This window comes from Spirillospora sp. NPDC048823, from assembly GCF_043198445.1.
In the GTDB taxonomy this organism is placed as follows: Bacteria; Actinomycetota; Actinomycetes; order Streptosporangiales; family Streptosporangiaceae; genus Spirillospora.
Window position 1 is genome coordinate 289,404 of sequence record NZ_JBICUT010000005.1, and the last position, 20,776, is coordinate 310,179.

A 20,776-nucleotide genomic window follows, 5' to 3' on the forward strand; every position below is an offset into this window, starting at 1 on the left:
TCGGCGATGAGCGGACACGACGACGTGCCCGAGTGGGCACCCCGGACCCCGCCGGACAGCGGAGATCCCGGCGCCCCCTACACCTTCCTGGGCGCCTCCTATCCGGGCGGCGTGCCCACCGGCCCGGCGGACGGTGCCGCGGGCCGGACGCCGCCCGGCGGAACCGCGGGCGGCCCGGCCGCGGACCGGCCGTTCGACGCCTTCGAGCGGCCCGGCCGCGCGTCCCGTCCCCCCGGACCCGCGCACGCCGCCGCCAAGCCGGGCCGCAGGAGGCCCCGCGTGCCGAGGACGTTCGGCGGCATCCTGCTCGGACCGCTCGCCGGCGCGGTCGGGCTGGTCCTGGTAACGGGCATCGGCGCGTACGCGCTCACCGGAACGGGCGACGACTGCGCGGGCGGCGGCGCGCTCACGATCAGCGTGGCGGCCGCGCCGGACGTCGCCCCGGCGGTCATCCGGGCCGCGAAACGCTTCAATGACGCCCGCAGGCAGGTCGCCGGCAGGTGCGCCATCGCGCGGGTGCGGTCCGCCGACCCGGCCGCCGTCGCGACGCTCCTGTCGGGCAAGGGAGTCGCGGGCGTCACCGAGAGGCCGGACGTCTGGATCCCCGACTCGTCCCTGTGGACCAAGCTCGTCGAGGAGTCCGGCCGGGCAGGGGCGGCGGCGGACTTCACCCACCTCGGCGGGATGGCGTCGAGCCCGATCGTGCTGGCGATGCCCCGCGGGCTCGCGGTGCAGCTGCGCAACCTCGGGGCGCCCGCGCAGCCGTCCTGGAAGGAGCTGCTGGCGGCGGCCGGGACGGCGGAGAACGCCGAGCAGGGGCCCGCGACCGCGCCCGCCGAAGGCGTGATCCCCCCGCGCCTGTTCCGGCTGCAGGTCCCCGACCCCGACCGCACCGCCACCGGCATGGGCACGCTGATGCTGGCCGGCGCGCTGCTGGCGGACGACCCGCAGGGTCAGGCGGTGTTCACCGGCGTGGTGCGGACGTTCCGGGAGGGCATCGCGGCGTCGGTCAAGGCGCAGTTCGCCGCGTTCGGCCAGAAGCCGGGCGAGCGCTACCCCGTGGCGCTGACGCCCGAGCAGGCGGTGTTCGCCTTCAACGCGAAACGTCCGCCCGAGATCGCCGTCGCCGTGTACCCGGCCGAGGGCACCGTCTTCCTCGACCACCCCGTCACCGTCCTGTCCGAGGAGCCGGTGAAGGTGAGCGCGGCCCGGCTGCTGCGCGAGGAGCTGGCGGGCGGCGCCACCCGCGAGGACGTGCGCAGGCTGGGCTTCCGGACGCCCGACGGCACCGCGCCCGCGGCGTTCTCGGCGAAGACCGGGCTGAGCGAGCGCGCGCCGAAGGCGCTGCCGCCGGCGCCCGCGGCGGAGGTCAAGCGCACCATGCAGCAGTGGGCGCAGCTCTCGCTGAGCATCCGGATGCTGAGCATCATCGACATCTCCGGGTCCATGGACCGCAAGATCGCGCCCGGCGCCACGCGGCTGCAGTCCACGATCCGCACGGCGCAGAACGGGTTGTCGCTGCTGCCGGACGACAGCGAGCTCGGCCATTGGGTGTTCTCCACCGAGCTGGAGGGCGAGCGGGACTGGCGGGAGCTGGTCGGCGTGGGGCCGCTGGACGAGCGGCTCGGCTCGGCCACCCGCCGCCAGCTCGTGCTGAGCGCGTTCGCGCAGACCAGGGTGAAGGAGGACGGCGGCACGGGGCTGTACGAGACCGCCATCGCCGCGTTCGATCACATGAAGCGGACCTACAAGCCGGAGTACGTGAACTCGATCCTGCTGTGGACGGACGGGAAGAACGAGGACAAGGAGGGTCCCTCGCTGCCGGAGACCCTGGACCACATCCGCCGCGCGTACGACCCGGAGCGCCCCGTCCAGATCAACATGTTCGGTCTGGGCGAAGGCGTGGACGTCGGCGAGCTCCGGCAGATCGCCCGGCTGACGGGCGGCGACGCGTACGTGGCCGAGACGCCGGGACAGGTCCAGGCCCTCTTCCTCAAGGCGCTGTCCCAGCGGGTCTGCGAGCCCGACTGCTGAGCGTCCGCCGCTCCGGGATCCGCCGCGCCGACGGACTCGACACCTGACTCGTATTTGATTCTAGAACCCGATTCGAGTTAGGTTAGCGTTCTGTTAACAGCGCAGCGAAAGGGGCACAGCGTGCGCCGCACCGTGTTCAACGAGGACCATGAGGCGTTCCGGGAGACCATCCGGGCGTTCATCGAGGCGGAGGTCGCGCCCGTCTACGGCGAGTGGGAGGACGCCGGCCATCCGCCCCGCGACTTCTACAACAAGCTCGGCGAACTCGGCGTGTTCGGCATCCAGGTGCCCGAGGAGTACGGCGGCGCGGGCGAGACCAGCTTCAAGTACCAGGCGGTGGTCTCCGAGGAGTGCGCCCGCGCCGGAGTGAGCTTCGGCGGCTACGGCGTGCACGTCAACCTCGTCCTGCCCTACGTGCTGAAGTACGGGTCGGAGGAGCAGAAGAAGCGCTGGCTGCCGCCGTTCGTGTCCGGCGACATGATGACGGCCATCGCGATGACCGAGCCCGGCACCGGCTCCGACCTCGCCGGCATGCAGACCACCGCCAGGCGCGACGGCGACCACTACGTCCTCAACGGCGCCAAGACGTTCATCACCGGCGGCGTCCTCGCCGACCGGGTCCTCGTCGTCGCGCGGACGTCCCCGGCCACGCCGGAGAACCGCCGGGCGGGCCTGTCGATCCTGGCGGTGGACACCAAGAGCGAGGGCTACGCGGTCGGCCGCAAGCTGGAGAAGATCGGGCTGCGCAGCTCCGACACCGCCGAGCTGTCGTTCACCGACGTCCGCGTCCCCGCCGAGGACCTGCTCGGCGAGGAGGGCCGCGGGTTCGAGTACCTGACGCACAACCTGGCCGAGGAGCGCCTCGGCATCGCGACCAGCTCCTACGCGTCCGCCGCCGCCGCCGTGGAGTTCGCCCGCAGGTACGTCCAGGACCGCACCGTCTTCGGCAAGACCGTGTCGTCGTTCCAGAACACCAAGTTCGTCCTCGCCGAGTGCGCCACCGAGGTCGAGGCGGCCCGCTCGCTCGTCGACCGCTGCATCGAGGCCCTCGACGCCGGGGAGCTCACCCCCGCCGACGCCGCCGTGTGCAAGCTGTTCTGCACCGAGGTCCAGGCCCGCGTCGTCGACAAGTGCCTGCAGCTGCACGGCGGCTACGGCTACATCCTCGAATACCCGATCGCGCGGCTGTACACCGACGCCCGGGTCACCCGCATCTACGGCGGCACCAGCGAGGTGCTCAAGACCATCATCGCCAAGGACCTCCAGGTCTGAGAGGGGCAGTCGACATGACCGACACCAGGGTCGCCATCGTCACCGGCGCGGCGCGGGGCATCGGCGCCGCCACCGCCGTCCGGCTCGCCCGGGAGGGGTTCGCCGTCGCGGTCTGCGACCTCGACGAGGCCGCCTGCGCCGGGACCGTGGCGCAGATCGAGAAGGACGGCGGGAAGGCCCTCGCCGTCGGCGTGGACGTCGCCGACTCCGCGCAGGTCACCGCCGCCGTCGCCCGCGTCGCGGCCGAGCTCGGCCCGCCCGTCGTGCTCATCAACAACGCCGGCGTCACCCGCGACAACCTGCTGTTCAAGATGACCGACGACGACTGGGACACCGTCATGTCGGTGCACCTGCGCGGCTCGTTCCTGATGAGCCGCGCCGCGCAGGAGCACATGACGAAGGCCGGCTGGGGCCGGATCGTCAACCTGTCGTCGGTGTCGGCGCTCGGCAACCGCGGGCAGGTGAACTACTCGGCCGCCAAGGCGGGGCTGCAGGGCTTCACCAAGACCCTCGCGATCGAGCTGGGCAGGTTCGGCGTGACCGCCAACGCGATCGCGCCGGGGTTCATCGCGACGGAGATGACGGCCGCGACCGCCGCCCGCGTCGGCGTCGGGTTCGAGGACTTCAAGGCCGCCGCCGCCAAGGAGATCCCCGTCCGGCGCGTCGGCGTCCCCGAGGACATCGCCGGGACGGTGGCGTTCCTCGTGAGCGACGACGCCTCGTTCGTGTCCGGCCAGGTGATCTACGTGGCCGGCGGCCCACGGGCATGAACCGGGGGGCGTGGGGGGTCGTCCCCCCACAAAGGCGCCGCACGTGACCGCGCGGACGGCCCGCAGGGACGGCCCGGCGCGGGACCGGGAGGCGACCGAGGAGTCGCTGCGCGCGGCGGCGATCACGCTGCTGCGGCGCGGCGGCGTCCTCGCCGGGCTGAACCTGCGGCAGGTCGCCGACGAGGCGGGCGTCAACCGCGGGCTGGTCTACCAGTACTTCGGGTCGCGCCGGGCGCTGCTGCGGTCGGCGCTGTTCCACCGGTCCCGGCCGAACGCCGAGGACGCGGTGGACGCGGCCGGGCTGCCACTGCGCAAGCGGCTGGCACGGCTGTTCTGGACGAGCCTGCGCAACCCCGAGCCGGTCGTCCTGGCGTCGCTGCTGGTGCTGGACGGCGACGACCGGCCCCGGGTGCTGCTCAACCGGGGCGCGAGCCGGGAGGACCTCGCCGCGGAGGCCGCGCGCGGCGAGCTGCCCGTCGACGACGTCGAGGCCGTGCAGGCGGCGATCGCGTCCACGATCTACGGGTACACGCTGCTGCGCGAGCACCTGGCGCGCGAGATCGGCCTTCCGGCGGAGGAACTGGACGGGCGCATGGCCGCCTGCGTGGAGGCGATGTTCACGCGCGGCCCCGCCCACGGCGGGGAGCGGGCCGGCCGGTAGGTCCGCTCGGCCGGCGGGCGCTCAGCGGGTCCGGGGGCCGGGGTGGCGCGATGCGGCGGCGAGCTGCCGTGACAGCGCGGCGGGGGCGACGGCGAGCGACGGGCCGTACCAGGTGAGATGGCGGCCGTCGACGAGCGCGGCGTCGATGCCGGGGAACGCCTCGGGGCCGTCGTCCGCGGTGAACCGGTAGGGCTCGTCCGGCAGCACGACCAGGTCGGCGCCTGCGGCGTTCAGCTCCTCCAGCGCGATCTTCGGGTAGCGCTCGGGGTGGCCCGCGTAGACGTTGGACACCCCGAGCCGCGACAGGACGTCGCCGGTGAAGGTGTCGCGGCCGACGACCATCCACGGCCGCCGCCAGACCGGGACGACGGCCGAGCGGGGCTCGCCGGGCGTGACGTCCGCCCAGACGCGGGACGCCTCGTCCAGCCAGCCCGGCACGGGGACGCGGCACGCCTCGGCGAGCATGCGGCGCAGCGACGCCAGGGCCTCGTCCACGGTGCGGATCTCCGTCATCCACACCGCGAACCCGGCGGCGCGCATCGCCTCGACGTCGGCGGGGCGGTTCTCCTCGGTGTTGCCGAGCACGACGTCGGGCCGCAGCTCCGCGATCCGCTCCAGGCCGGGGTTCTTGGTGCCCCCGACGCGCGGGACGTCCAGGCCGGCGGGGTGGGTGCACCAGTCGGTGGCGCCCGCCAGCAGGCCCGGCGCGGTGACGGCGACGGTCTCGGTCAGGGACGGGACGATCGACACGACGCGGCGCACCCGGTCCGGGACGGGGACCGGGGCGCCGGTGTCGTCGAAAGCGCTCATACGGGGGCTCAGACGTTGCGGCGGTACTGGCCGCCGACCTCGAAGAACGCGTCGGTGATCTGCTGGAGGCTGCACACGCGGGCCGCGTCCATCAGCACCGCGAACACGTTCTCGCCCGACCGCGCCGCGTCCTGGAGGGCGGCGAGGGCCGCGCGGGCGTCGTCGCGGTGCGCGTCCTGGTAGCCGTGGACCCGGTCGAGCTGGGACCGCTTCTCGTCCTCGGTGGCGCGGGCCAGTTCGATCGTGTCCGGTGTCCCGTCCCCGGCGTCGGGGCCGCGGAACGTGTTGACGCCCACGATCGGCAGGGATCCGTCGTGCTTGCGCTGCTCGTACAGCATCGACTCGTCCTGGATGCGGCCCCGCTGGTAGCCGGTCTCCATCGCGCCGAGCACGCCGCCGCGCTCGCTGATGCGGTCGAACTCCGTCAGCACCGCCTCCTCGACCAGGTCGGTCAGCTCGTCGATGATGAACGACCCCTGCAGCGGGTTCTCGTTCATCGCCAGGCCCCACTCGCGGTTGATGATGAGCTGGATCGCCAGCGCCCGCCGCACCGACTCAGCCGTCGGCGTGGTGACGGCCTCGTCGTAGGCGTTGGTGTGCAGGCTGTTGCAGTTGTCGTAGATGGCGATGAGGGCCTGCAGCGTCGTCCGGATGTCGTTGAAGTCCATCTCCTGCGCGTGCAGGGAGCGCCCGGACGTCTGCACGTGGTACTTGAGCTTCTGGCTGCGCTCGTTGGCGCCGTACCGGTCGCGCATGGCCACGGCCCAGATGCGGCGGGCCACACGTCCGAGGACGCTGTACTCGGGGTCCATGCCGTTGGAGAAGAAGAACGACAGGTTGGGCGCGAAGTCGTCGATGTCCATGCCGCGGGCCAGGTACGACTCGACGTAGGTGAACCCGTTGGCGAGGGTGAACGCGAGCTGGCTGATGGGGTTCGCCCCGGCCTCGGCGATGTGGTAGCCGGAGATGGACACCGAGTAGAAGTTGCGGACCTTGTTGGCGATGAACCACTCCTGGATGTCGCCCATCATCCGCAGCGAGAACTCGGTGGAGAAGATGCAGGTGTTCTGCCCCTGGTCCTCCTTGAGGATGTCGGCCTGCACGGTGCCGCGCACGGTGGACAGCACACGCGCGCGGATCGCCGCGGCCTCGTCCTCGGACGGTGCGCGCCCGTTCTCGTCGTAGAAGGCGTCCAGCCCCTGGTCGATGGCGGTGTTGAGGAAGAACGCCAGGATCGTGGGCGCGGGGCCGTTGATGGTCATCGACACCGACGTCGTGGGCGAGGCCAGGTCGAAACCGTCGTACAGCGCCTTCATGTCGTCCAGCGTGGCGATCGACACGCCGGACGTGCCGACCTTGCCGTAGACGTCGGGACGCTCGTCCGGGTCGCGCCCGTACAGGGTGACCGAGTCGAACGCGGTCGACAGGCGGGTCGCGGGCTGGCCCTCCGACAGCAGCTTGAAGCGGCGGTTGGTCCGGAACGGGTCGCCCTCCCCCGCGAACATGCGGGCGGGGTCCTCGTTGTCGCGCTTGAACGGGAACACCCCGGCGGTGAACGGGAACCGCCCGGGCAGGTTCTCGTTGCGGAGGAACCTCAGCAGCTCACCGTGGTCGGTGTAGCGCGGCAGCGCGACCCGCGGGATGCGGCTGCCCGACAGGGATTCACGGGTCAGCGCGGTGTGCAGTTCCCTGTCGCGGATCCGGACGACCTGCTCGTCGCCCGAGTACGACTCCACGACCGCCGGCCAGCCCTCGATCAGCCCGGCGTTGTCCGGGGCCACGTCGCGGCGCGCCTTCTCCAGCAGCCCCTCGACCTCGGCGGCGTCCGTCAGCTCGGCGCGCACCTCGTCCAGCCGCTGGACGCGCCGGACGGCCTCGATCTGCTCGACGGTGTCGGCGTGGTAGCCGCGCACGGTCTCGGCGATGCCGGACAGGTACCGCACCCGGCCGGGCGGGATGATCGTCGCGGCGCCGGTGGAGGTCTTGGTCGTGATCTCGGGCAGGGCACCGTCCGCCAGTTCCAGCCCGTGCTCGCCGAGGAGCCCGCCGATGTGCCGATAGAGCGCGGTGACGCCGTCGTCGTCGAACGTGGCCGCGCTGGTGCCGAACACGGGCATGTCCTCGGGCCGCTGCCCGAACGCCTCCCGGTTGCGGACCAGCTGCCGCGACACGTCCCGCAGCGCGTCGGCCGCGCCGCGCCGCTCGAACTTGTTGATCGCCACGACGTCCGCGAAGTCGAGCATGTCGATCTTCTCCAGCTGGGTGGCGGCGCCGAACTCGGGCGTCATCACGTACAGCGAGACGTCGACCAGCGGCACGATCGCGGCGTCGCCCTGCCCGATGCCGGGCGTCTCCAGGATGACCAGGTCGTATCCGGCGGCCTTGCAGGCGCCGACGATGTCCTCGATGCCGTCGGGCAGTTCCCGCGCGCCGCGGGTCGCCAGGGAGCGGAAGAAGACGCGGTCGCCGTCCAGGGCGTTCATCCTGATGCGGTCGCCGAGCAGGGCGCCGCCGCCGCGCCGCCGCGTCGGGTCGACGGCCAGCACCGCGACGCGCAGCCCGTCCCGCTGGTCGACGCGCAGCCGCCGCACCAGCTCGTCGGTGAGCGACGACTTCCCGGAACCGCCCGTCCCGGTGATGCCCAGGACGGGGACGCGCCGCCGGCCCGCCGCCTCGGCGAGGGCGGCCCGCGCGTCCTCGGGCAGCCGCCCGGCCTGCAGGCACGTGATGGTCCGGGCGAGGGCGCGCCGCTCCCCCGCGACCACGGCCTCGGCAGGGACGGGGTCGGCGGCCAGGTCGACGTCGCAGTCGCGGACCAGCTCGTTGATCATCCCGGGGAGGCCGAGCCGCTGCCCGTCCTCGGGGGAGAAGATCCGCACGCCGGCGCCCGACAGCCGCGCGATCTCCTCGTGGACGATCACGCCGCCGCCCCCGCCGAACACCCGCACGTGCTCAGCGCCGGCCTCCTTGAGGCTGCGCGCCAGGTACTCGAAGTACTCGACGTGGCCGCCCTGGTACGAGCTGATCGCCACGCCCTGCGCATCCTCCTCCAGGACGGCGTCGACGACCGCGCGGACCGAGCGGTCGTGCCCGAGGTGCACCACCTCGGCGCCCTGGGACTGCAGGATGCGCCGCATGATGTTGATGGCCGCGTCGTGGCCGTCGAACAGCGCGGCCGCCGTCACGAACCGCACCGGGTGCACCGGCACGTGCAGATCCCCCGTCACCGTCTCCACCTCAAACCTTGGACATCCAATATTTGGAAGTTAAAATAGTTTCCGTGCGCGACCCGGTCAAGACCACACCGCCCTCGACGACATACGGTGGTCCGGTGCCCGAGACCCCCGACCCGATCGCCGAGGCCCACCGCCAGTGGAGCATCCGCTGGCCCGAGCACGCCGACCACATGGCGGCCGTCACCTCGGTGATGCGGGCCCAGCAGATCCTGCTCAGCCGGATCGAGGCCGTACTCAAACCGTACGCGCTGACGTTCGCCGCCTACGAGGCGCTGCGCCTGCTCGCCTTCACCCGTACCGGGACGCTCCCCATGGGCAAGATGGGCACCCGCCTCATGGTCCACCCCGCGTCGGTCACCAACGTGATCGGCCGGCTGGAGCAGCGCGGCCTCGTCGGCCGCGGTCCCTCCCCCGACGACCGCCGCGTCGTCCTGGCCGCCATCACCCCGGCCGGGCGCGACCTGGCCGAGGAGGCCACCCGGGCCCTCAACGAGTCGGGCTTCGGCATCGCCGACCTGCCCGCCGCCGAGGCCGCGGGGATCACCGCCGCCCTGCGCGCGGTCCGCGTCTCCGCCGGCGAGGTCGACTGACGTCCCGGCCCGTTCCCGTGCTGGACGGCCGTGCCCGTGGTGAGGGCCGGTGGTGAGGCTCAGTGGTCGCGGAACCGGGTGTTCCAGCCCGGTGCCCGGTTCGGAGGGCGCGGCGGCACCCGTCCGGGGGACGTGCGGAACGATCCCATATGCTGCGGGGACATCCGTTGTGTCTCAAGGAGGCGTGATGGCGGATTCGCCGACAATGACGTACGGCGGCTATCTGAAGCTCGATGATCTCCTGTCCTGTCAGGAGCCGAAGACCCGGGCCCACGACGAGCTGCTCTTCGTGATCATTCATCAGGTCTACGAGCTGTGGTTCAAACAGATCCTGCACGAGGCCGGTTTGCTGCAGAGCAGGCTGGAGGAGGGCAACAGCGCGGGATCGATGCACACCGCCCGCCGGATCGCCAAGATCCTCAAGACCGTGGTCGGGCAGCTGGACGTGCTGGAGACGATGACGCCCCGGCAGTTCGCCGCGTTCCGCGACGTCCTCGGAAGCTCCAGCGGGTTCCAGAGCGAGCAGTTCCGCGAGATCGAGGCCGTCCTCGGGCGGCGCAGGTTCCCGGCCTCGGACCTGCGCGACGACGAGCGGCTCCAGGCGGCGGTGTCCCGCCGGTCGATCTTCGACTCCCTGCTGCGCTACCTGGACGGCAAGGGCTTCTCCGTCCCGCCCGAGGCCCTCGACCGCGACACCTCCCGCGCCTGGGAGCCCGACCCGGGCGTGCAGAAGGCGCTGCTCGCCGTCTACGCCGACGAGTCCGGGCCCGCCGCCGAGGTCTGCGAGGCGCTCGTCGACGTCGACGAGGGCATCCAGGAATGGCGGTACCGGCACCTGAAGATGGTGGAGCGGACGATCGGCGCGAAGATCGGCACGGGCGGCTCGGCCGGCGCGGACTACCTGCGCCGCACGCTGTTCGCCCCCTCCTTCCCCGACCTGTGGGAGGTCCGCTCGCAGACCGAGCCGGCGAGTACGGGACCGGCGAGTACGGGGGAGGCCCCCGCCGATGGTGCGTGACGGCGGCGGCGAGCGGGTCGCGATCGTCGGCGCCGGCCTGGCGGGCTCCCTGCTGGCGGTGCTGCTGGGCCGCAGGGGCATCCCCGTGACCGTGTACGAGCGGCGCCCCGACCCGCGGGTCGCGGGCGCCGAACGCGGACGCTCGATCAACCTGGCGATCTCCGCCCGGGGCCTTGCCGCGCTGGAGCAGGTGGGCCTGCGCGACCAGTCCCTCAAGCGGGCACTGCCGATGCACGGGCGGATGGTGCACCCCCTGTCCGGCGGGCAGAACTTCCAGCCGTACAGCGCGGACGGCGAGCGCGCCATCAACTCCATCGGCCGGGCCGAGCTCAACCGGTCGCTGCTCGACGCCGCCGACGCCACCCCCGGGGTCACGCTGCGGTTCTCCCAGCGCGTCACCGGCGTGGACACCGAAACCGGGGCGGTGCTCCTTGAGGACGCCGACGCCGAGCCCGCCGACGTCGTCCTGGCGGGGGACGGCGCCTACAGCGCGGTCCGCCGGTCCCTGGAGCTGGACGACGACGCCGACTTCCTTGAGCACGGCTACAAGGAGCTGACCATCCCGCCCAGGGACGGCGAGTTCGCCCTCGACCCGGACGCGCTGCACATCTGGCCCCGCGGCACCTCGATGATGATCGCCCTGCCCAACCTCGACCGGTCGTTCACCTGCACGCTGTTCTGGCCCAAGGCCGACCTCGACGCGCTGGACACGCCGGAGAAGGTCACCGCCTGCTTCGAGCGCCACTATCCCGACGTCACGGACCTCATGCCGGACCTGACGGCCGACTACGGGCGCAACCCCGTCGGGTCACTGGTGACCGTCCGGTGCCGGCCGTGGACCCGGTCCGGGGCCGGCGGCGCGATCACGGCGCTGCTGGGCGACGCCGCGCACGCGATCGTCCCGTTCTTCGGGCAGGGCGCCAACTGCGCGTTCGAGGACTGCATCGAGATCGACCGGTGCCTCACCGAGACCGGCGGCGACTGGGCCCGCGCGCTGTCGCTCTACGAGGAGCGGCGCAAGCCCAACACCGACGCGATCGCCGAGATGGCGCTGGACAACTTCATCGAGATGCGCGACCGCGTGTCGTCCCCGGTGTACCGGACGAAGCAGGCCGCGACGCACGCGCTGGAGCGGCGCCTGGCCGGACGCTACGTGTCCCGTTACGAGCTGGTGTCGTTCTCGACGGTGCCCTACGCGGAGATCCCGGCGCGGATCAGGCGCCAGAACCTGATCCTCGCCGGGGCCGTCCTCGGCACCGCGGGCGCCCTCGCCCTGGCGGCACGCGCCCTCCGCACGTATGCGCCGAGGGCTCGCGGGCGCCGGGAACACGGCTAGCCGCCGCTCCCCGCACGGCGGCCGGCGGCCAGGTCCGCGGCCGCCGCCACCAGCGCCGCCAGGACGAACACCATGACGACGATCAGCCCGTCGCGGAACGCGGCCGCCCAGTCCCCTCCCGTGCCGGAGAGGGTGGCGAAGAACAGGTATCCGGCGGCGGCGATCCCGATCGCGGTGCCGACGCGCTGCCCCGCCTGCAGCACGCCCGCCGCGCTGCCGCCCCCGGTGTGGTGCACCTCCGACAGGGTGATCGTCTGGTTGGGCGCGATGACGAGGCCGGTGCCGAGGCCCGCCGCCAGCAGCGGCGCCGCGGTCGCCCACGCCACACCGCTGCCGGGTCTCAGCTCGACCGCCACCCACGCCCCGCCGAGGCCCACCAGGACCAGGGCCAGCCCGGCGGCGACGAGCGGACGCCCGTACCGCGCCACGATCCGTCCCCCGACGGCGGACCCGATGCCCGACCCCACCGCGAACGGGGTGACCGCGAGGCCCGCGCCGAGCGCGCTGTAGCCGAGGCCGCTCTGCAGGTAGAGGGTGAAGATGAAGAAGATCGCGGTGAACCCGGCGAAGAACAGCAGCGCGATCGCCGAACCCAGCGCGTACGAGCGGAGCCGGAACAGGCCGAGGTCGACCATCGGCGTCCGGGCGCGTCGCTCCCACGCGGCGAACACCGCGATCAGTACCGCGCCCGCGGGGACCAACAGCCACGTGAGGGCGCTCTGCCACTGTTGTTCCTGGACGAACGGCAGCAGCACGCACACGATGCCCGCGCCCAGCAGCACCACGCCGATCGGGTCGAGGCCCTGGCGCTCCCCGTAGACGGGCGCGGGCAGCAGCCGCCACGCCAGCACGAGCGCCACCACCCCGACCGGGACGTTGACGTAGAACACCCACCGCCAGCCCTGCTCCGGCCCGGCGACGGCGATCAGCGCGCCGCCGAGCAGCGGGCCGACGGCGGTCGCGATCCCGATCACGGCGCCGAGCGCGCCGAACGCCCGGCCCCGCTCGGCGCCGTGGAACAGCTGCTGGATGAGGCCCGCGACCTGCGGGTTGAGGATGCCGCCCGCGACGCCCTGCACGAGCCGGGCCACGATGAGGAACAGGATCGTCGGGGCGATCCCGGCCAGCGCGCTCGCCGCCGTGAACAGCGCGAGCCCGTACAGGAACACGGCGCGGCGGCTGCGGGCGTCACCGAGCCTCCCGGCCGGCACGAGGACGAGGCCGAACGCAAGCGCGTATCCCGACAGGATCCACTGCAGCCCGGCCTCGGACGCGTTCAGCCCATCGCGGATCGAGGGCAGCGCCACGTTGACGATGCTGACGTCCAGCAGCGTCATGAACGCCGCGACCAGGCAGACCGAGAGGGCCTCCCAGCGGCGCCGCCCGTCCCGGCCCTGGTCCGGGGCGCCTGAGCCCTCGGTCCGCACGGCTGGGTCCTATCCGGCGATCACCTGGCGAAACGCGGGGCGGGCACGTTCCGGCGGGCGGGCTGTGCCACAGTGGGCCGATGACCGACTCCGCTCCGGGGACCGGCCCCGGCGAACGGCAGTGCTCCGCCAAGGGGTGCCGCGCCGACGCCGTGTGGGCGCTGCGCTGGAACAACCCGAAGATCCACACGCCGGACCGGCGGAAGGTCTGGCTCGCCTGCGACGCGCACCGCGAGAGCCTGTCGGCGTTCCTCGACCGCCGCGACTTCCTGAAGGACGTGGTGCCCGTCACCGACCTCGACGCGCCCGCGGCCGGCGGCTAGGCGTCGTCGAGGACGGGTTCGCCCGCCGGCCCGGGAACCTCGGCCGGCCCCGGCACCGCGGCCTCGGTCCCCTCGGCGGCCTCGGCGGTCCTGGCGCTCCAGCCCTCGGCCATCTCGGTCAGCCGGGCGGCGGCGTCCCGCGCGGGCGCGCCCTGGCCGACCGCGAGGCCGAGCAGGTACGCCGTCAGCGGCGCGCCCGGCCGCGCGACCCCGTGAGCGACGTCGCGGGCCAGGTCCAGCACCAGGTCGCGGTCGATGTCGCAACGTTCGAGACCCAGTTCGCCGCAGGCCGCATTGATCCAGTCCTCAAGCACCGACATGGGTCCCCCTTCACGCATGGTTCTGGCGAATCTGCCCACTCTCACACGATCAAAGCAGGCGCTCGGCGGCGGCCAGCTCCTCGGGGGTGTCGCAGTCGTACCAGGCCGGGCGGGCGTCCGCCGGCAACGCGACCGTGACGGGGGCCAGGGGGCCGAGCAGCCCGCGCAGCGACGCGCCCGGGTAGCCGTTCAGCGCCTCCCGCAGCGTTCCGGCGCGCCAGCACCCGGCGAGCCACTGTTCGCGGCCGTCGCCGTCCACGAGCACGGAACCGGCCCGGTCCCCCATCGCGTCCAGCAGCCGGGCGAGGTGGGCGGGACGCAGGAACGGCATGTCGGCGGCCAGCAGCGCCAGCCGCGGTGCGCGCACCTCGGCCAGCCCCGCCCGCAGCGCGGGCACCGGCCCGGCGCCCGGCGGGTCCTCCCGGACGAGCACGGCCCCCGGCAGGACGTCCCGCGGCGGCCCCACCACGATCAGCCGGGACGCACCGGACGCGGCGGCGGCCGCCCACTCGATCAGCGCGCGGCCGCCGACGGGCGCGGCGGGCTTGTCGGCGCCGAACCGGCGGGCGCGCCCGCCGGCGAGCACGACCGCGTCGAACGGCCCGGGGCCGCGGTCCATCAGCCGCCGATCGCCGACATGGGCCGGGCGGGCTGCAGGAACGTCGGATCGTCGATGCCGTGCCCGGCGCGTTTGGCCCACACCGCCTTGCGCCACCGGTCGGCGAGTTCGGTGTCGGTGGCGCCGCCGCGCAGCGCGTCGCGCAGGTTGGACTCCTCGGTGGCGAACAGGCAGTTGCGGATCTGCCCGTCCGCGGTGAGCCGCACCCGGTCGCAGGCGCCGCAGAACGGCCTGGTCACCGAGCCGATCACGCCGACGACGTCCGGGCCGCCGCCGATCGTGAACGCCTCCGCGGGCGCGCTGCCGCGGTCGTGCTGCTCGTCGGGCGCGAGGTCGAACTCCGCCGACAGCCGTTCGAGGATCTCGTCCGCGGTGATCATGTTCTCGCGGGTCCAGCCGTGCTGGGCGTCCAGCGGCATCTGCTCGATGAACCGCAGCCGGTAGCCGTGGTCGAGGCAGTAGCGCAGCAGCGGGACGGCCTCGTGGTCGTTGACGCCGCGCATCAGCACCGCGTTGACCTTGACGGGCCGCAGTCCCGAGGCCTGCGCGGCGGCCAGCCCCTTCAGGACGTCGTCCAGCCGGTCGCGGTGCGCGAGCCGTTTGAAAGTGTCGCGGTCGAGGGTGTCGAGGGACACGTTGACCCGGTCGAGCCCGGCCTCGGCCAGCGGCACGGCCAGCCGGTCGAGCCCGATGCCGTTGGTGGTCAGGGAGATCTGCGGCCGGGGCTCCAGTTCCCCCGTCCGCCGCACGACGTCGGGGAGACCGCGCCGCAGCAGCGGCTCGCCGCCGGTGTAGCGGACCTCGGTGACCCCGAGCTCCCGGACGGCCAGGCCCACGAGGCGCACGACCTCGTCGTCGGTGAGGACCTCGGGCTTGGGCAGCCAGTCCAGGCCCTCGGGCGGCATGCAGTACGAGCATCGGAGGTTGCAGCGGTCGGTGAGGGAGACCCGCAGGTCCGTCGCGGTTCGGCCGAAGGTGTCGACCAGCACGGGCGCCCCTTCCTGCTGTGCGGCGGACGGACTCACTGCCCGCCGAGAATTGCGGTCGGACACTCCACCCTATTCCGGTGGTTGACGTTCCGTCGCATCGCGGGAGACGGTTACGTTCCGTAGACCATCGAGGAGACCCGAGTGACCACCAGGAGGCCGGAGTGACCACGGCGCGGGAATGGGAGTTCGCGGGGACGCGGGGCGCGATCACCGCCCGGATCTGGGCGGACGGCGAGCCGCGCTACGCCGCCGTCCTCGTGCACGGCTACGGCGAGCACCTCGGCCGCTACGACCATGTCGCGGACGTCCTCGTCCGGCACGGCGCCGTCGTGTGCGGCCCCGACCACATGGGGCACGGCCGCTCCGCGGGCGAGCGGGTGCTGGTCGAGGACTACGACGACGTCGTGGCCGACGTGCACACGGTCGTGGAGTCGGCGCGCGGCGACCATCCCGGGCTGCCCGTCGTCATGATCGGCCACTCGATGGGCGGGCTGATCGCGTCCCGGTACGCCCAGCTGCACGGCGGTCTCCTCGCCGCGCTGGTGCTGTCGGGGCCGGTGCTCGGCCGCTGGCACGTCGTCGAGGAGCTGCTCCCCCTGGACGAGATGCCCGACGAGCCGATCGACCCGTCCACGCTGTCGCGCGACCCGGCCGTCGGCAGGGCGTACACCGAGGACCCGCTCATCTGGCACGGCCCGTTCAGGAAGGCCACCGTGAAGGCCCTCGACACCGCGCTGACGCGCGTCAACGAGCACGGGTCCCTCGGCGCCCTGCCCACCCTCTACGTGCACGGGGAGGCCGACCGGCTCGTGCGGCCGGGCGACACCCGGACCGGCATCGAGGCGATCCGCGGCGGCGGCCTCACCGAGCGGATCTACCCCGGCGCGCGGCACGAGGTGTTCAACGAGACCAACCGCGGCGAGGTCCTCGCCGACGTCACCGCCTTCATCGACCGCGTCCTCGCCTGAGCCCTGAGGAGGCGACCTCCGGATCGTCCCGGAAAGTCGGCAAGGCCGGCGAGCGGGTCGCTATGGTCGTCACCGGCGTGGAGGCGCGCCGGATGGAGGATGACATGAGCGAACCGCTGCCGCCGGAGCCGGTCAACGGCGCCCGCGCCACCGAGGCCGACGAGGAGGAGGTCCTCCGGAGCCTGTACGGCGAACCGGACGCCGACGGCGTCCACCGGGGCGACGGCCCCCCGGACCCGGACGGTGCGCGGTGAGCGCGGCGGAAATGCTGCGGGAGAAACGCTGCTCACGTTGTCGCGAGACTCGCCCGCTCGCCGCCTGCTACGCGGACAAGCGGGCGAGCGGCGGCAAGCAGACCGCGTGCTGAGCGCTGCGATGTATCTGATCGCTAGCCACGACATGCTTGGGGAGATCTAATGTCTGCACCCGGCATGCTCCGGCAGATGCGTTCCATCATCGGCCTCGGGGAGCCCAACCACATTCAACGGTGGTACGCCGAGCGCAACGGCAGTGCGTACTCGTACAACTTCCCTTGGTGTGACGCAGCCATCACGTGGGCGGCATGGAAGTCCGGCAACCACGGGGCGGTCTGCCCGAACGGGGACCGCGCCTACACGCCCACGCACGCCAACGACTTCAAGAAACTCGGTCGCTGGCACTCCGGCACCACCGCCAACGTCAACCGGTGCCGCCCCGGCGACATCGTGTTCTACGACTGGTCCGGTACCAACTCGATCTCCCGGGTCGACCACGTCGGCGTCGTCGAACGCGTCCTCGGCGGCGGGCGGATCCAGACCATCGAGGGCAACACCTCGAACCAGTGCCTGCGGCGCGTCCGCTCGGCGGGCGTCATCGCCGGGTACGGGCGCCCCGCCTACTCCGGCGGCTCGGGCGGGTCCGGCGGCTCGGGCTCGTCCGGCTCATCGTGGATGGAGAACCTCATGAGTGACCTTCCCCTGCTCAAGCGCGGCGACCGGGGCGAACACGTCGAGACCGTGCAGGGTCTGCTGCTCGCCCGGTCGCATCCCGAGGTGAAGATCGACGGCGACTTCGGGCCGGTCACCGAGCGTGCGGTCCAGGCCGTCCAGAGCTGGGGCGGCGTCGCCGCCGACGGCGAGGTCGGGCCGAGGACGTGGCCCGTTCTGCTGCGGGTCCACTGACCTCCCGCACCTCCCCGGCCCGGGCGCGGCCCGGGCCGGGGAGGTGCGGCTAGCCCTTGACGCAGATGAGCTGGCGGAGGTGCGCCACGACCTCGACCAGGTCCGACTGCGCCTCGATCACCGTCTCCAGGTCCTTGTAGGCGCCCGGGATCTCGTCGATGACGCCGCTGTCCTTGCGGCACTCGACGCCGCGGGTCTGCTCGACCAGGTCGTCCACGGTGAAGTTCTTGCGGGCCTTGTTGCGGCTCATCCTGCGGCCCGCGCCGTGCGAGGCCGAGTTGTAGGCGGTCTCGTTGCCGAGGCCCCGCACGATGTAGGTGCCGGTCGCCATCGACCCCGGGATGATGCCGAGGTCGCCGGCGCCCGCGCGGATGGCTCCCTTGCGGGTGACGAGCAGCTCCGTACCGCCGTACTCCTCCTCCGCCACGTAGTTGTGGTGGCAGGAGATGATCTGGTTCCAGCGGCAGCGCTTCTCCCCGAACCGCTTCGTCACGACCTCCTGGGCGAGCGCCATCATGACGGCGCGGTTGCGGCGCGCGTACTCCTGCGCCCAGAACAGGTCGTGGCGGTAGGCGTCCATCTTCGCGGTGCCGGCGAGGAAGACGGCGAGGTCGTTGTCCGGCAGGTCCTGGTTGTGCGGCAGCTTGCGGGCGGCCTCGATGTGCTGTTCGGCCAGCTCGTTGCCGATGTTGCGGGACCCCGAGTGCAGGACGAGCCAGATCGCGCCGTCGTCGTCCGCGCACAGCTCCAGGAAGTGGTTGCCGCCGCCGAGCGTGCCCATCTGGACGCGGGCGCGGCCGAGGCGGGACCGCACCGCCGGGTGCAGGTCGTCGAACGCCTTCCAGAAGTCGTACCAGCCGCGCTCCTTCAGGTTCGGGAGCCCGTCCGGGTCGACGGCCTGCCGGTGCGATCCGCGGCCGACGGGGATCGCCCTCTCCAGCCGGCCGCGCAGGCCCGACAGGTCGTCGGGCATGTCCTCGACGGTGAGCGACGACTTCGCGGCGGTCATCCCGCAGCCGATGTCGACGCCGACGGCCGCCGGGGACACCGCGTCCTTCATCGCGATGACCGAGCCGACGGTGGCGCCCTTGCCGTAGTGGACGTCGGGCATCACCGCGAGGCCCTCCACCCACGGCAGGGCGGAGACGTTGCGGAGCTGGTCGAGGGCCGGGTCCTCGACGGTGGCCGGGTCGGTCCACATCCGGATGGGAACGCGGCCGCCCTTGATGGTCTGGTACGGCATGCCTTCTCCTTGATCAGCGGGATCCGAACCGTGATCTATGACGCCAGAAGACAGGGTCGCGGTTCAACCGGTTTTCACCCAAGGGTCAGGAGCGGCGGCGTTCGGTGAGGCCGAGCCCGTCCAGGTGGCGCAGCAGGGCGACGGCGATGCGGCGGCTGGTGGACAGGGCGCTCCCGGCCTGCCCGGGCGTGAACGGCTGCGGCAGGGCGGACAGGATGCGCAGCGCCTCCCGGTCCGCGCCCGGCAGCAGGACGATGTCGGTCCCGTCGCGGTCGCCGTCGGCGCCGCCGCCGATCCGCAGGACGGCGCCCGCGCGTTCGGCGTCGGCGAGGTTCCCGCCCGTGAGGCCCAGTTCCGCGAGACGGCCGGCGGCGGGCGCCGAGAACGGGGCGTCCGCGAGGTCGGCCCGGAGGCGCTCCACGGCGTCCGCCCAGGGCGGCGGCGGCGCGGACGCGATCGCGGTGGAGGCCATCTGCCGCGGGGCCTGCTCCGGGACCCGTGCGGCGGCGGGTGCGGGGCCGTAGACGCGTCCGGCCTCCACGCGCAGCGGCGGGCGGACGAGCGCGGCGACGAGCCGGCGGGCCGGGAGGCCGAGGCGCAGCCGGACGGTCTCCAGCGGGATCCCCGGGGCGTGCGGGCTCTCGGCGGCGTGCCGCGACGTCTCCTCGCTGAGGCGCTCGAACAGCGAGTCCCAGTGCGCGGGGTCGGCGACCCATTCGCCGTTCAGCGTGACCGCGTCCGGCGGCGGCGCGCAGCCCATGACCGACAGCTCGGACCGGCGGAGGACGCCGTGCCGGCGCAGCACGATCGTGCCGTCCGGCCGGTCGGGCCAGGACGCCAGCTCCCGTGCCCGTGCCGCGCCCGCGTCGCGCCGCACCAGGGTCGGCGGCCGGACGTCCAGGACGCTCACCCCGGCGATCGAGCGGCGCGCGGGGTCGCGCAGGATCCCGGTGTCGCCGAGGTGCAGGGCGACCCGCGTGTTCAGGGTCAGGCGGGCGGTGTCGGGGCCGAGGGGCCGCAGCCGGACCGGGACGGCGGCCGACCCGATGTGCAGGGTCATCCGCCGCGCGAGCCGGCCGGACGCCTCGCCGAATCGGGTGCGGACGTCGATGCAGGTGGTGTGGGTCCAGGCGCCGGCGGCGACCAGGGCCATGCCGCCGTCCACGCGTCCCGCGTCGCGCAGGGTCAGCACGATCCGCGACACGCCGCCGACGGACTCGCACGGCTCGCCCGCGCAGCCGATCGTCCGGACGCGGACGCGTTCGCCGGCGGGCATCAGGAGCAGCTCGTCGCCGACGGCGATCGTCCCGGCGGCGAGGGTGCCGGTGACGACGGTCTGGCGGCCGGCGGTGAAGGCGTGGTCGATCCACAGCCGCACCGGGGCGGCGGGGTCGGGGACGGGGAGGCGGCCGGCGAGCCGGTCCAGTGCCGCGGCCAGCTCGCCGGTCCCGGTCCCGGTCCCGGTGCCGGTGCTGACGGCGACCGCCTCCGCACCGCGCAGCGCGGTCCCGGCGAGGCGCTCGCGGACCTGGCGCAGCGCGAGCTTCGGGTCGGCGGCGTCCGCCTTGGTGACGGCGACGACGCCGAACCGGACGCCGAGCGCGCCGAGGGCCTCCAGATGCTCCTGCGTCTGCGGCATCCACCCCTCGTCGGCGGCGACGGCCAGCAGGACGGCGGACGCGGGGGCGGCGCCGGCGAGCATGGCCGGGACGCCCTGCTCGTCCCCGGGCGCGTCGACGAAGGCCACGCGGCGTCCCGAGGGCAGCTCCGTCCACGCGCCCGGCTCCTCGGGCTCCTTGCCGGTGAGGGCGCGCACGAGCGCCGACTTGCCGTGCCCACCGTGGCCGGCGGTGGTGACGACGTGCATCAGCGTCCCTCCCGGAAAGGGATGCGGAAGGAAGCGCGGCGACGGGCCGGGCGGGGGAGACCATTGCGGGGGTTGTGCAGACGACGGTCCACGAAAGGTAACCCTATGGAGGTGGGAGCCCGTCGCAAAACCA

At 73.3% G+C, this 20,776-nt stretch carries 19 protein-coding genes; 11 read left to right on the forward strand and 8 right to left on the reverse strand.

The genetic code is table 11. The annotated features are described in order from the left end of the window. Positions 1 to 6 precede the first annotated feature (6 nt). From ACGFK0_RS14790 to ACGFK0_RS14805, 4 genes are all read left to right on the forward strand, one after another. Positions 7 to 2,034, forward strand: a complete 2,028-nt coding sequence (locus tag ACGFK0_RS14790; RefSeq protein ID WP_392904764.1) for a substrate-binding domain-containing protein — start codon at positions 7 to 9, stop codon at positions 2,032 to 2,034. 120 nt (positions 2,035 to 2,154) lie between these two features. Continuing rightward, positions 2,155 to 3,306: an acyl-CoA dehydrogenase family protein gene (locus ACGFK0_RS14795; protein ID WP_392904766.1), complete on the forward strand. Its 1,152-nt coding sequence runs from the start codon at positions 2,155 to 2,157 to the stop codon at positions 3,304 to 3,306. Positions 3,307 to 3,320: 14 nt separating this feature from the next. Next, positions 3,321 to 4,076: a 3-oxoacyl-ACP reductase FabG gene (fabG, locus tag ACGFK0_RS14800; protein WP_392904768.1), complete on the forward strand. Its 756-nt coding sequence runs from the start codon at positions 3,321 to 3,323 to the stop codon at positions 4,074 to 4,076. Positions 4,077 to 4,119: 43 nt separating this feature from the next. Beyond that, on the forward strand, positions 4,120 to 4,737 hold the full coding sequence (locus tag ACGFK0_RS14805; protein WP_392904771.1) for a TetR/AcrR family transcriptional regulator: 618 nt from the start codon (positions 4,120 to 4,122) through the stop codon (positions 4,735 to 4,737). Between the two features lie 21 nt (positions 4,738 to 4,758). Here the strand turns inward: ACGFK0_RS14805 and ACGFK0_RS14810 are convergent, their stop codons facing one another. Further along, positions 4,759 to 5,547 (reverse strand): helical backbone metal receptor, encoded by a 789-nt coding sequence (locus ACGFK0_RS14810; RefSeq protein ID WP_392904773.1) that lies wholly within the window; start codon positions 5,545 to 5,547, stop codon positions 4,759 to 4,761. A gap of 8 nt (positions 5,548 to 5,555) precedes the next feature. After that, the gene (gene icmF, locus ACGFK0_RS14815; protein WP_392904776.1) at positions 5,556 to 8,774 is read right to left on the reverse strand and encodes a fused isobutyryl-CoA mutase/GTPase IcmF; all 3,219 of its coding nucleotides are present in this window, start codon (positions 8,772 to 8,774) and stop codon (positions 5,556 to 5,558) included. A gap of 104 nt (positions 8,775 to 8,878) precedes the next feature. On the opposite strand from icmF, the gene ACGFK0_RS14820 reads away from it, so the two are divergent. The 3 genes from ACGFK0_RS14820 to ACGFK0_RS14830 all read left to right on the forward strand — a co-directional run bounded on the left by ACGFK0_RS14820 (position 8,879) and on the right by ACGFK0_RS14830 (position 11,727). Next, positions 8,879 to 9,373: a MarR family transcriptional regulator gene (locus ACGFK0_RS14820; RefSeq protein ID WP_392904778.1), complete on the forward strand. Its 495-nt coding sequence runs from the start codon at positions 8,879 to 8,881 to the stop codon at positions 9,371 to 9,373. Positions 9,374 to 9,560: 187 nt separating this feature from the next. After that, a complete protein-coding gene (locus ACGFK0_RS14825; RefSeq protein ID WP_392904780.1) occupies positions 9,561 to 10,391 on the forward strand; it encodes a tryptophan 2,3-dioxygenase in 831 nt (276 codons plus the stop codon). Then, positions 10,381 to 11,727 carry an FAD-dependent oxidoreductase gene (locus tag ACGFK0_RS14830; protein WP_392904782.1) on the forward strand — a complete coding sequence of 449 codons (1,347 nt, stop codon included), beginning with the start codon at positions 10,381 to 10,383 and terminating at the stop codon, positions 11,725 to 11,727. Before ACGFK0_RS14825 ends, ACGFK0_RS14830 begins: the two co-directional genes overlap by 11 nt. Here the strand turns inward: ACGFK0_RS14830 and ACGFK0_RS14835 are convergent. Further along, entirely contained in the window at positions 11,724 to 13,154 is a 1,431-nt protein-coding gene (locus ACGFK0_RS14835) for a DHA2 family efflux MFS transporter permease subunit (protein ID WP_392904785.1), read from the reverse strand. The genes ACGFK0_RS14830 and ACGFK0_RS14835 overlap by 4 nt on opposite strands. 80 nt (positions 13,155 to 13,234) lie before the next feature. On the opposite strand from ACGFK0_RS14835, the gene ACGFK0_RS14840 reads away from it, so the two are divergent. Next, positions 13,235 to 13,477 (forward strand): hypothetical protein, encoded by a 243-nt coding sequence (locus tag ACGFK0_RS14840; protein ID WP_392904787.1) that lies wholly within the window; start codon positions 13,235 to 13,237, stop codon positions 13,475 to 13,477. On the opposite strand, the gene ACGFK0_RS14845 is transcribed toward ACGFK0_RS14840, so the two are convergent. From ACGFK0_RS14845 to moaA, 3 genes are read right to left on the reverse strand one after another with little or no spacing between them, the layout of a single operon-like run. Then, on the reverse strand, positions 13,474 to 13,797 hold the full coding sequence (locus ACGFK0_RS14845; protein ID WP_392904789.1) for a DUF6457 domain-containing protein: 324 nt from the start codon (positions 13,795 to 13,797) through the stop codon (positions 13,474 to 13,476). The two genes, ACGFK0_RS14840 and ACGFK0_RS14845, sit on opposite strands and share 4 nt — an antisense overlap. Positions 13,798 to 13,846: 49 nt before the next feature. Then, the gene (locus ACGFK0_RS14850) at positions 13,847 to 14,416 is read right to left on the reverse strand and encodes a molybdenum cofactor guanylyltransferase (RefSeq protein ID WP_392904791.1); all 570 of its coding nucleotides are present in this window, start codon (positions 14,414 to 14,416) and stop codon (positions 13,847 to 13,849) included. Then, positions 14,416 to 15,405, reverse strand: a complete 990-nt coding sequence (gene moaA, locus ACGFK0_RS14855) for a GTP 3',8-cyclase MoaA (RefSeq protein ID WP_392904793.1) — start codon at positions 15,403 to 15,405, stop codon at positions 14,416 to 14,418. The genes ACGFK0_RS14850 and moaA overlap by 1 nt, the downstream gene beginning before the upstream one ends. Positions 15,406 to 15,566: 161 nt before the next feature. Here moaA and ACGFK0_RS14860 point away from each other — a divergent pair, with 161 nt between their 5' ends. The 3 genes from ACGFK0_RS14860 (at position 15,567) to ACGFK0_RS14870 (ending at position 17,533) form a co-directional block, all read left to right on the forward strand. Next, positions 15,567 to 16,373 carry an alpha/beta hydrolase gene (locus tag ACGFK0_RS14860; RefSeq protein ID WP_392904795.1) on the forward strand — a complete coding sequence of 269 codons (807 nt, stop codon included), beginning with the start codon at positions 15,567 to 15,569 and terminating at the stop codon, positions 16,371 to 16,373. 104 nt (positions 16,374 to 16,477) lie between these two features. After that, the gene (locus ACGFK0_RS14865; RefSeq protein ID WP_392904798.1) at positions 16,478 to 16,627 is read left to right on the forward strand and encodes a hypothetical protein; all 150 of its coding nucleotides are present in this window, start codon (positions 16,478 to 16,480) and stop codon (positions 16,625 to 16,627) included. Between the two features lie 189 nt (positions 16,628 to 16,816). Then, positions 16,817 to 17,533, forward strand: coding sequence for a peptidoglycan-binding protein (locus ACGFK0_RS14870; RefSeq protein ID WP_392904801.1), 717 nt, complete (start codon positions 16,817 to 16,819; stop codon positions 17,531 to 17,533). A gap of 49 nt (positions 17,534 to 17,582) precedes the next feature. Here ACGFK0_RS14870 and ACGFK0_RS14875 read toward each other — a convergent pair whose 3' ends face one another. Both ACGFK0_RS14875 and ACGFK0_RS14880 read right to left on the reverse strand, forming a co-directional pair. Then, positions 17,583 to 18,776, reverse strand: a complete 1,194-nt coding sequence (locus ACGFK0_RS14875) for an RtcB family protein (protein ID WP_392904803.1) — start codon at positions 18,774 to 18,776, stop codon at positions 17,583 to 17,585. Between the two features lie 85 nt (positions 18,777 to 18,861). Continuing rightward, positions 18,862 to 20,643: a SelB C-terminal domain-containing protein gene (locus ACGFK0_RS14880; protein ID WP_392904806.1), complete on the reverse strand. Its 1,782-nt coding sequence runs from the start codon at positions 20,641 to 20,643 to the stop codon at positions 18,862 to 18,864. Between the last annotated feature and the right edge of the window lie 133 nt (positions 20,644 to 20,776).

Excerpts from the sequence above, each read along its gene's own strand:
- ACGFK0_RS14790 (WP_392904764.1), top strand. The coding sequence starts at position 7 with ATGAGCGGACACGACGACGTGCCCGAGTGGGCACCCCGGACCCCGCCG.
- fabG (WP_392904768.1), top strand. The coding sequence starts at position 3,321 with ATGACCGACACCAGGGTCGCCATCGTCACCGGCGCGGCGCGGGGCATC.
- ACGFK0_RS14810 (WP_392904773.1), bottom strand. The coding sequence starts at position 5,547 with ATGAGCGCTTTCGACGACACCGGCGCCCCGGTCCCCGTCCCGGACCGG.
- ACGFK0_RS14825 (WP_392904780.1), top strand. The coding sequence starts at position 9,561 with ATGGCGGATTCGCCGACAATGACGTACGGCGGCTATCTGAAGCTCGAT.
- ACGFK0_RS14830 (WP_392904782.1), top strand. The coding sequence starts at position 10,381 with ATGGTGCGTGACGGCGGCGGCGAGCGGGTCGCGATCGTCGGCGCCGGC.
- ACGFK0_RS14840 (WP_392904787.1), top strand. The coding sequence starts at position 13,235 with ATGACCGACTCCGCTCCGGGGACCGGCCCCGGCGAACGGCAGTGCTCC.
- ACGFK0_RS14845 (WP_392904789.1), bottom strand. The coding sequence starts at position 13,797 with ATGTCGGTGCTTGAGGACTGGATCAATGCGGCCTGCGGCGAACTGGGT.
- ACGFK0_RS14850 (WP_392904791.1), bottom strand. The coding sequence starts at position 14,416 with ATGGACCGCGGCCCCGGGCCGTTCGACGCGGTCGTGCTCGCCGGCGGG.
- ACGFK0_RS14865 (WP_392904798.1), top strand. The coding sequence starts at position 16,478 with ATGAGCGAACCGCTGCCGCCGGAGCCGGTCAACGGCGCCCGCGCCACC.
- ACGFK0_RS14870 (WP_392904801.1), top strand. The coding sequence starts at position 16,817 with ATGCGTTCCATCATCGGCCTCGGGGAGCCCAACCACATTCAACGGTGG.
- ACGFK0_RS14875 (WP_392904803.1), bottom strand. The coding sequence starts at position 18,776 with ATGCCGTACCAGACCATCAAGGGCGGCCGCGTTCCCATCCGGATGTGG.
- ACGFK0_RS14880 (WP_392904806.1), bottom strand. The coding sequence starts at position 20,643 with ATGCACGTCGTCACCACCGCCGGCCACGGTGGGCACGGCAAGTCGGCG.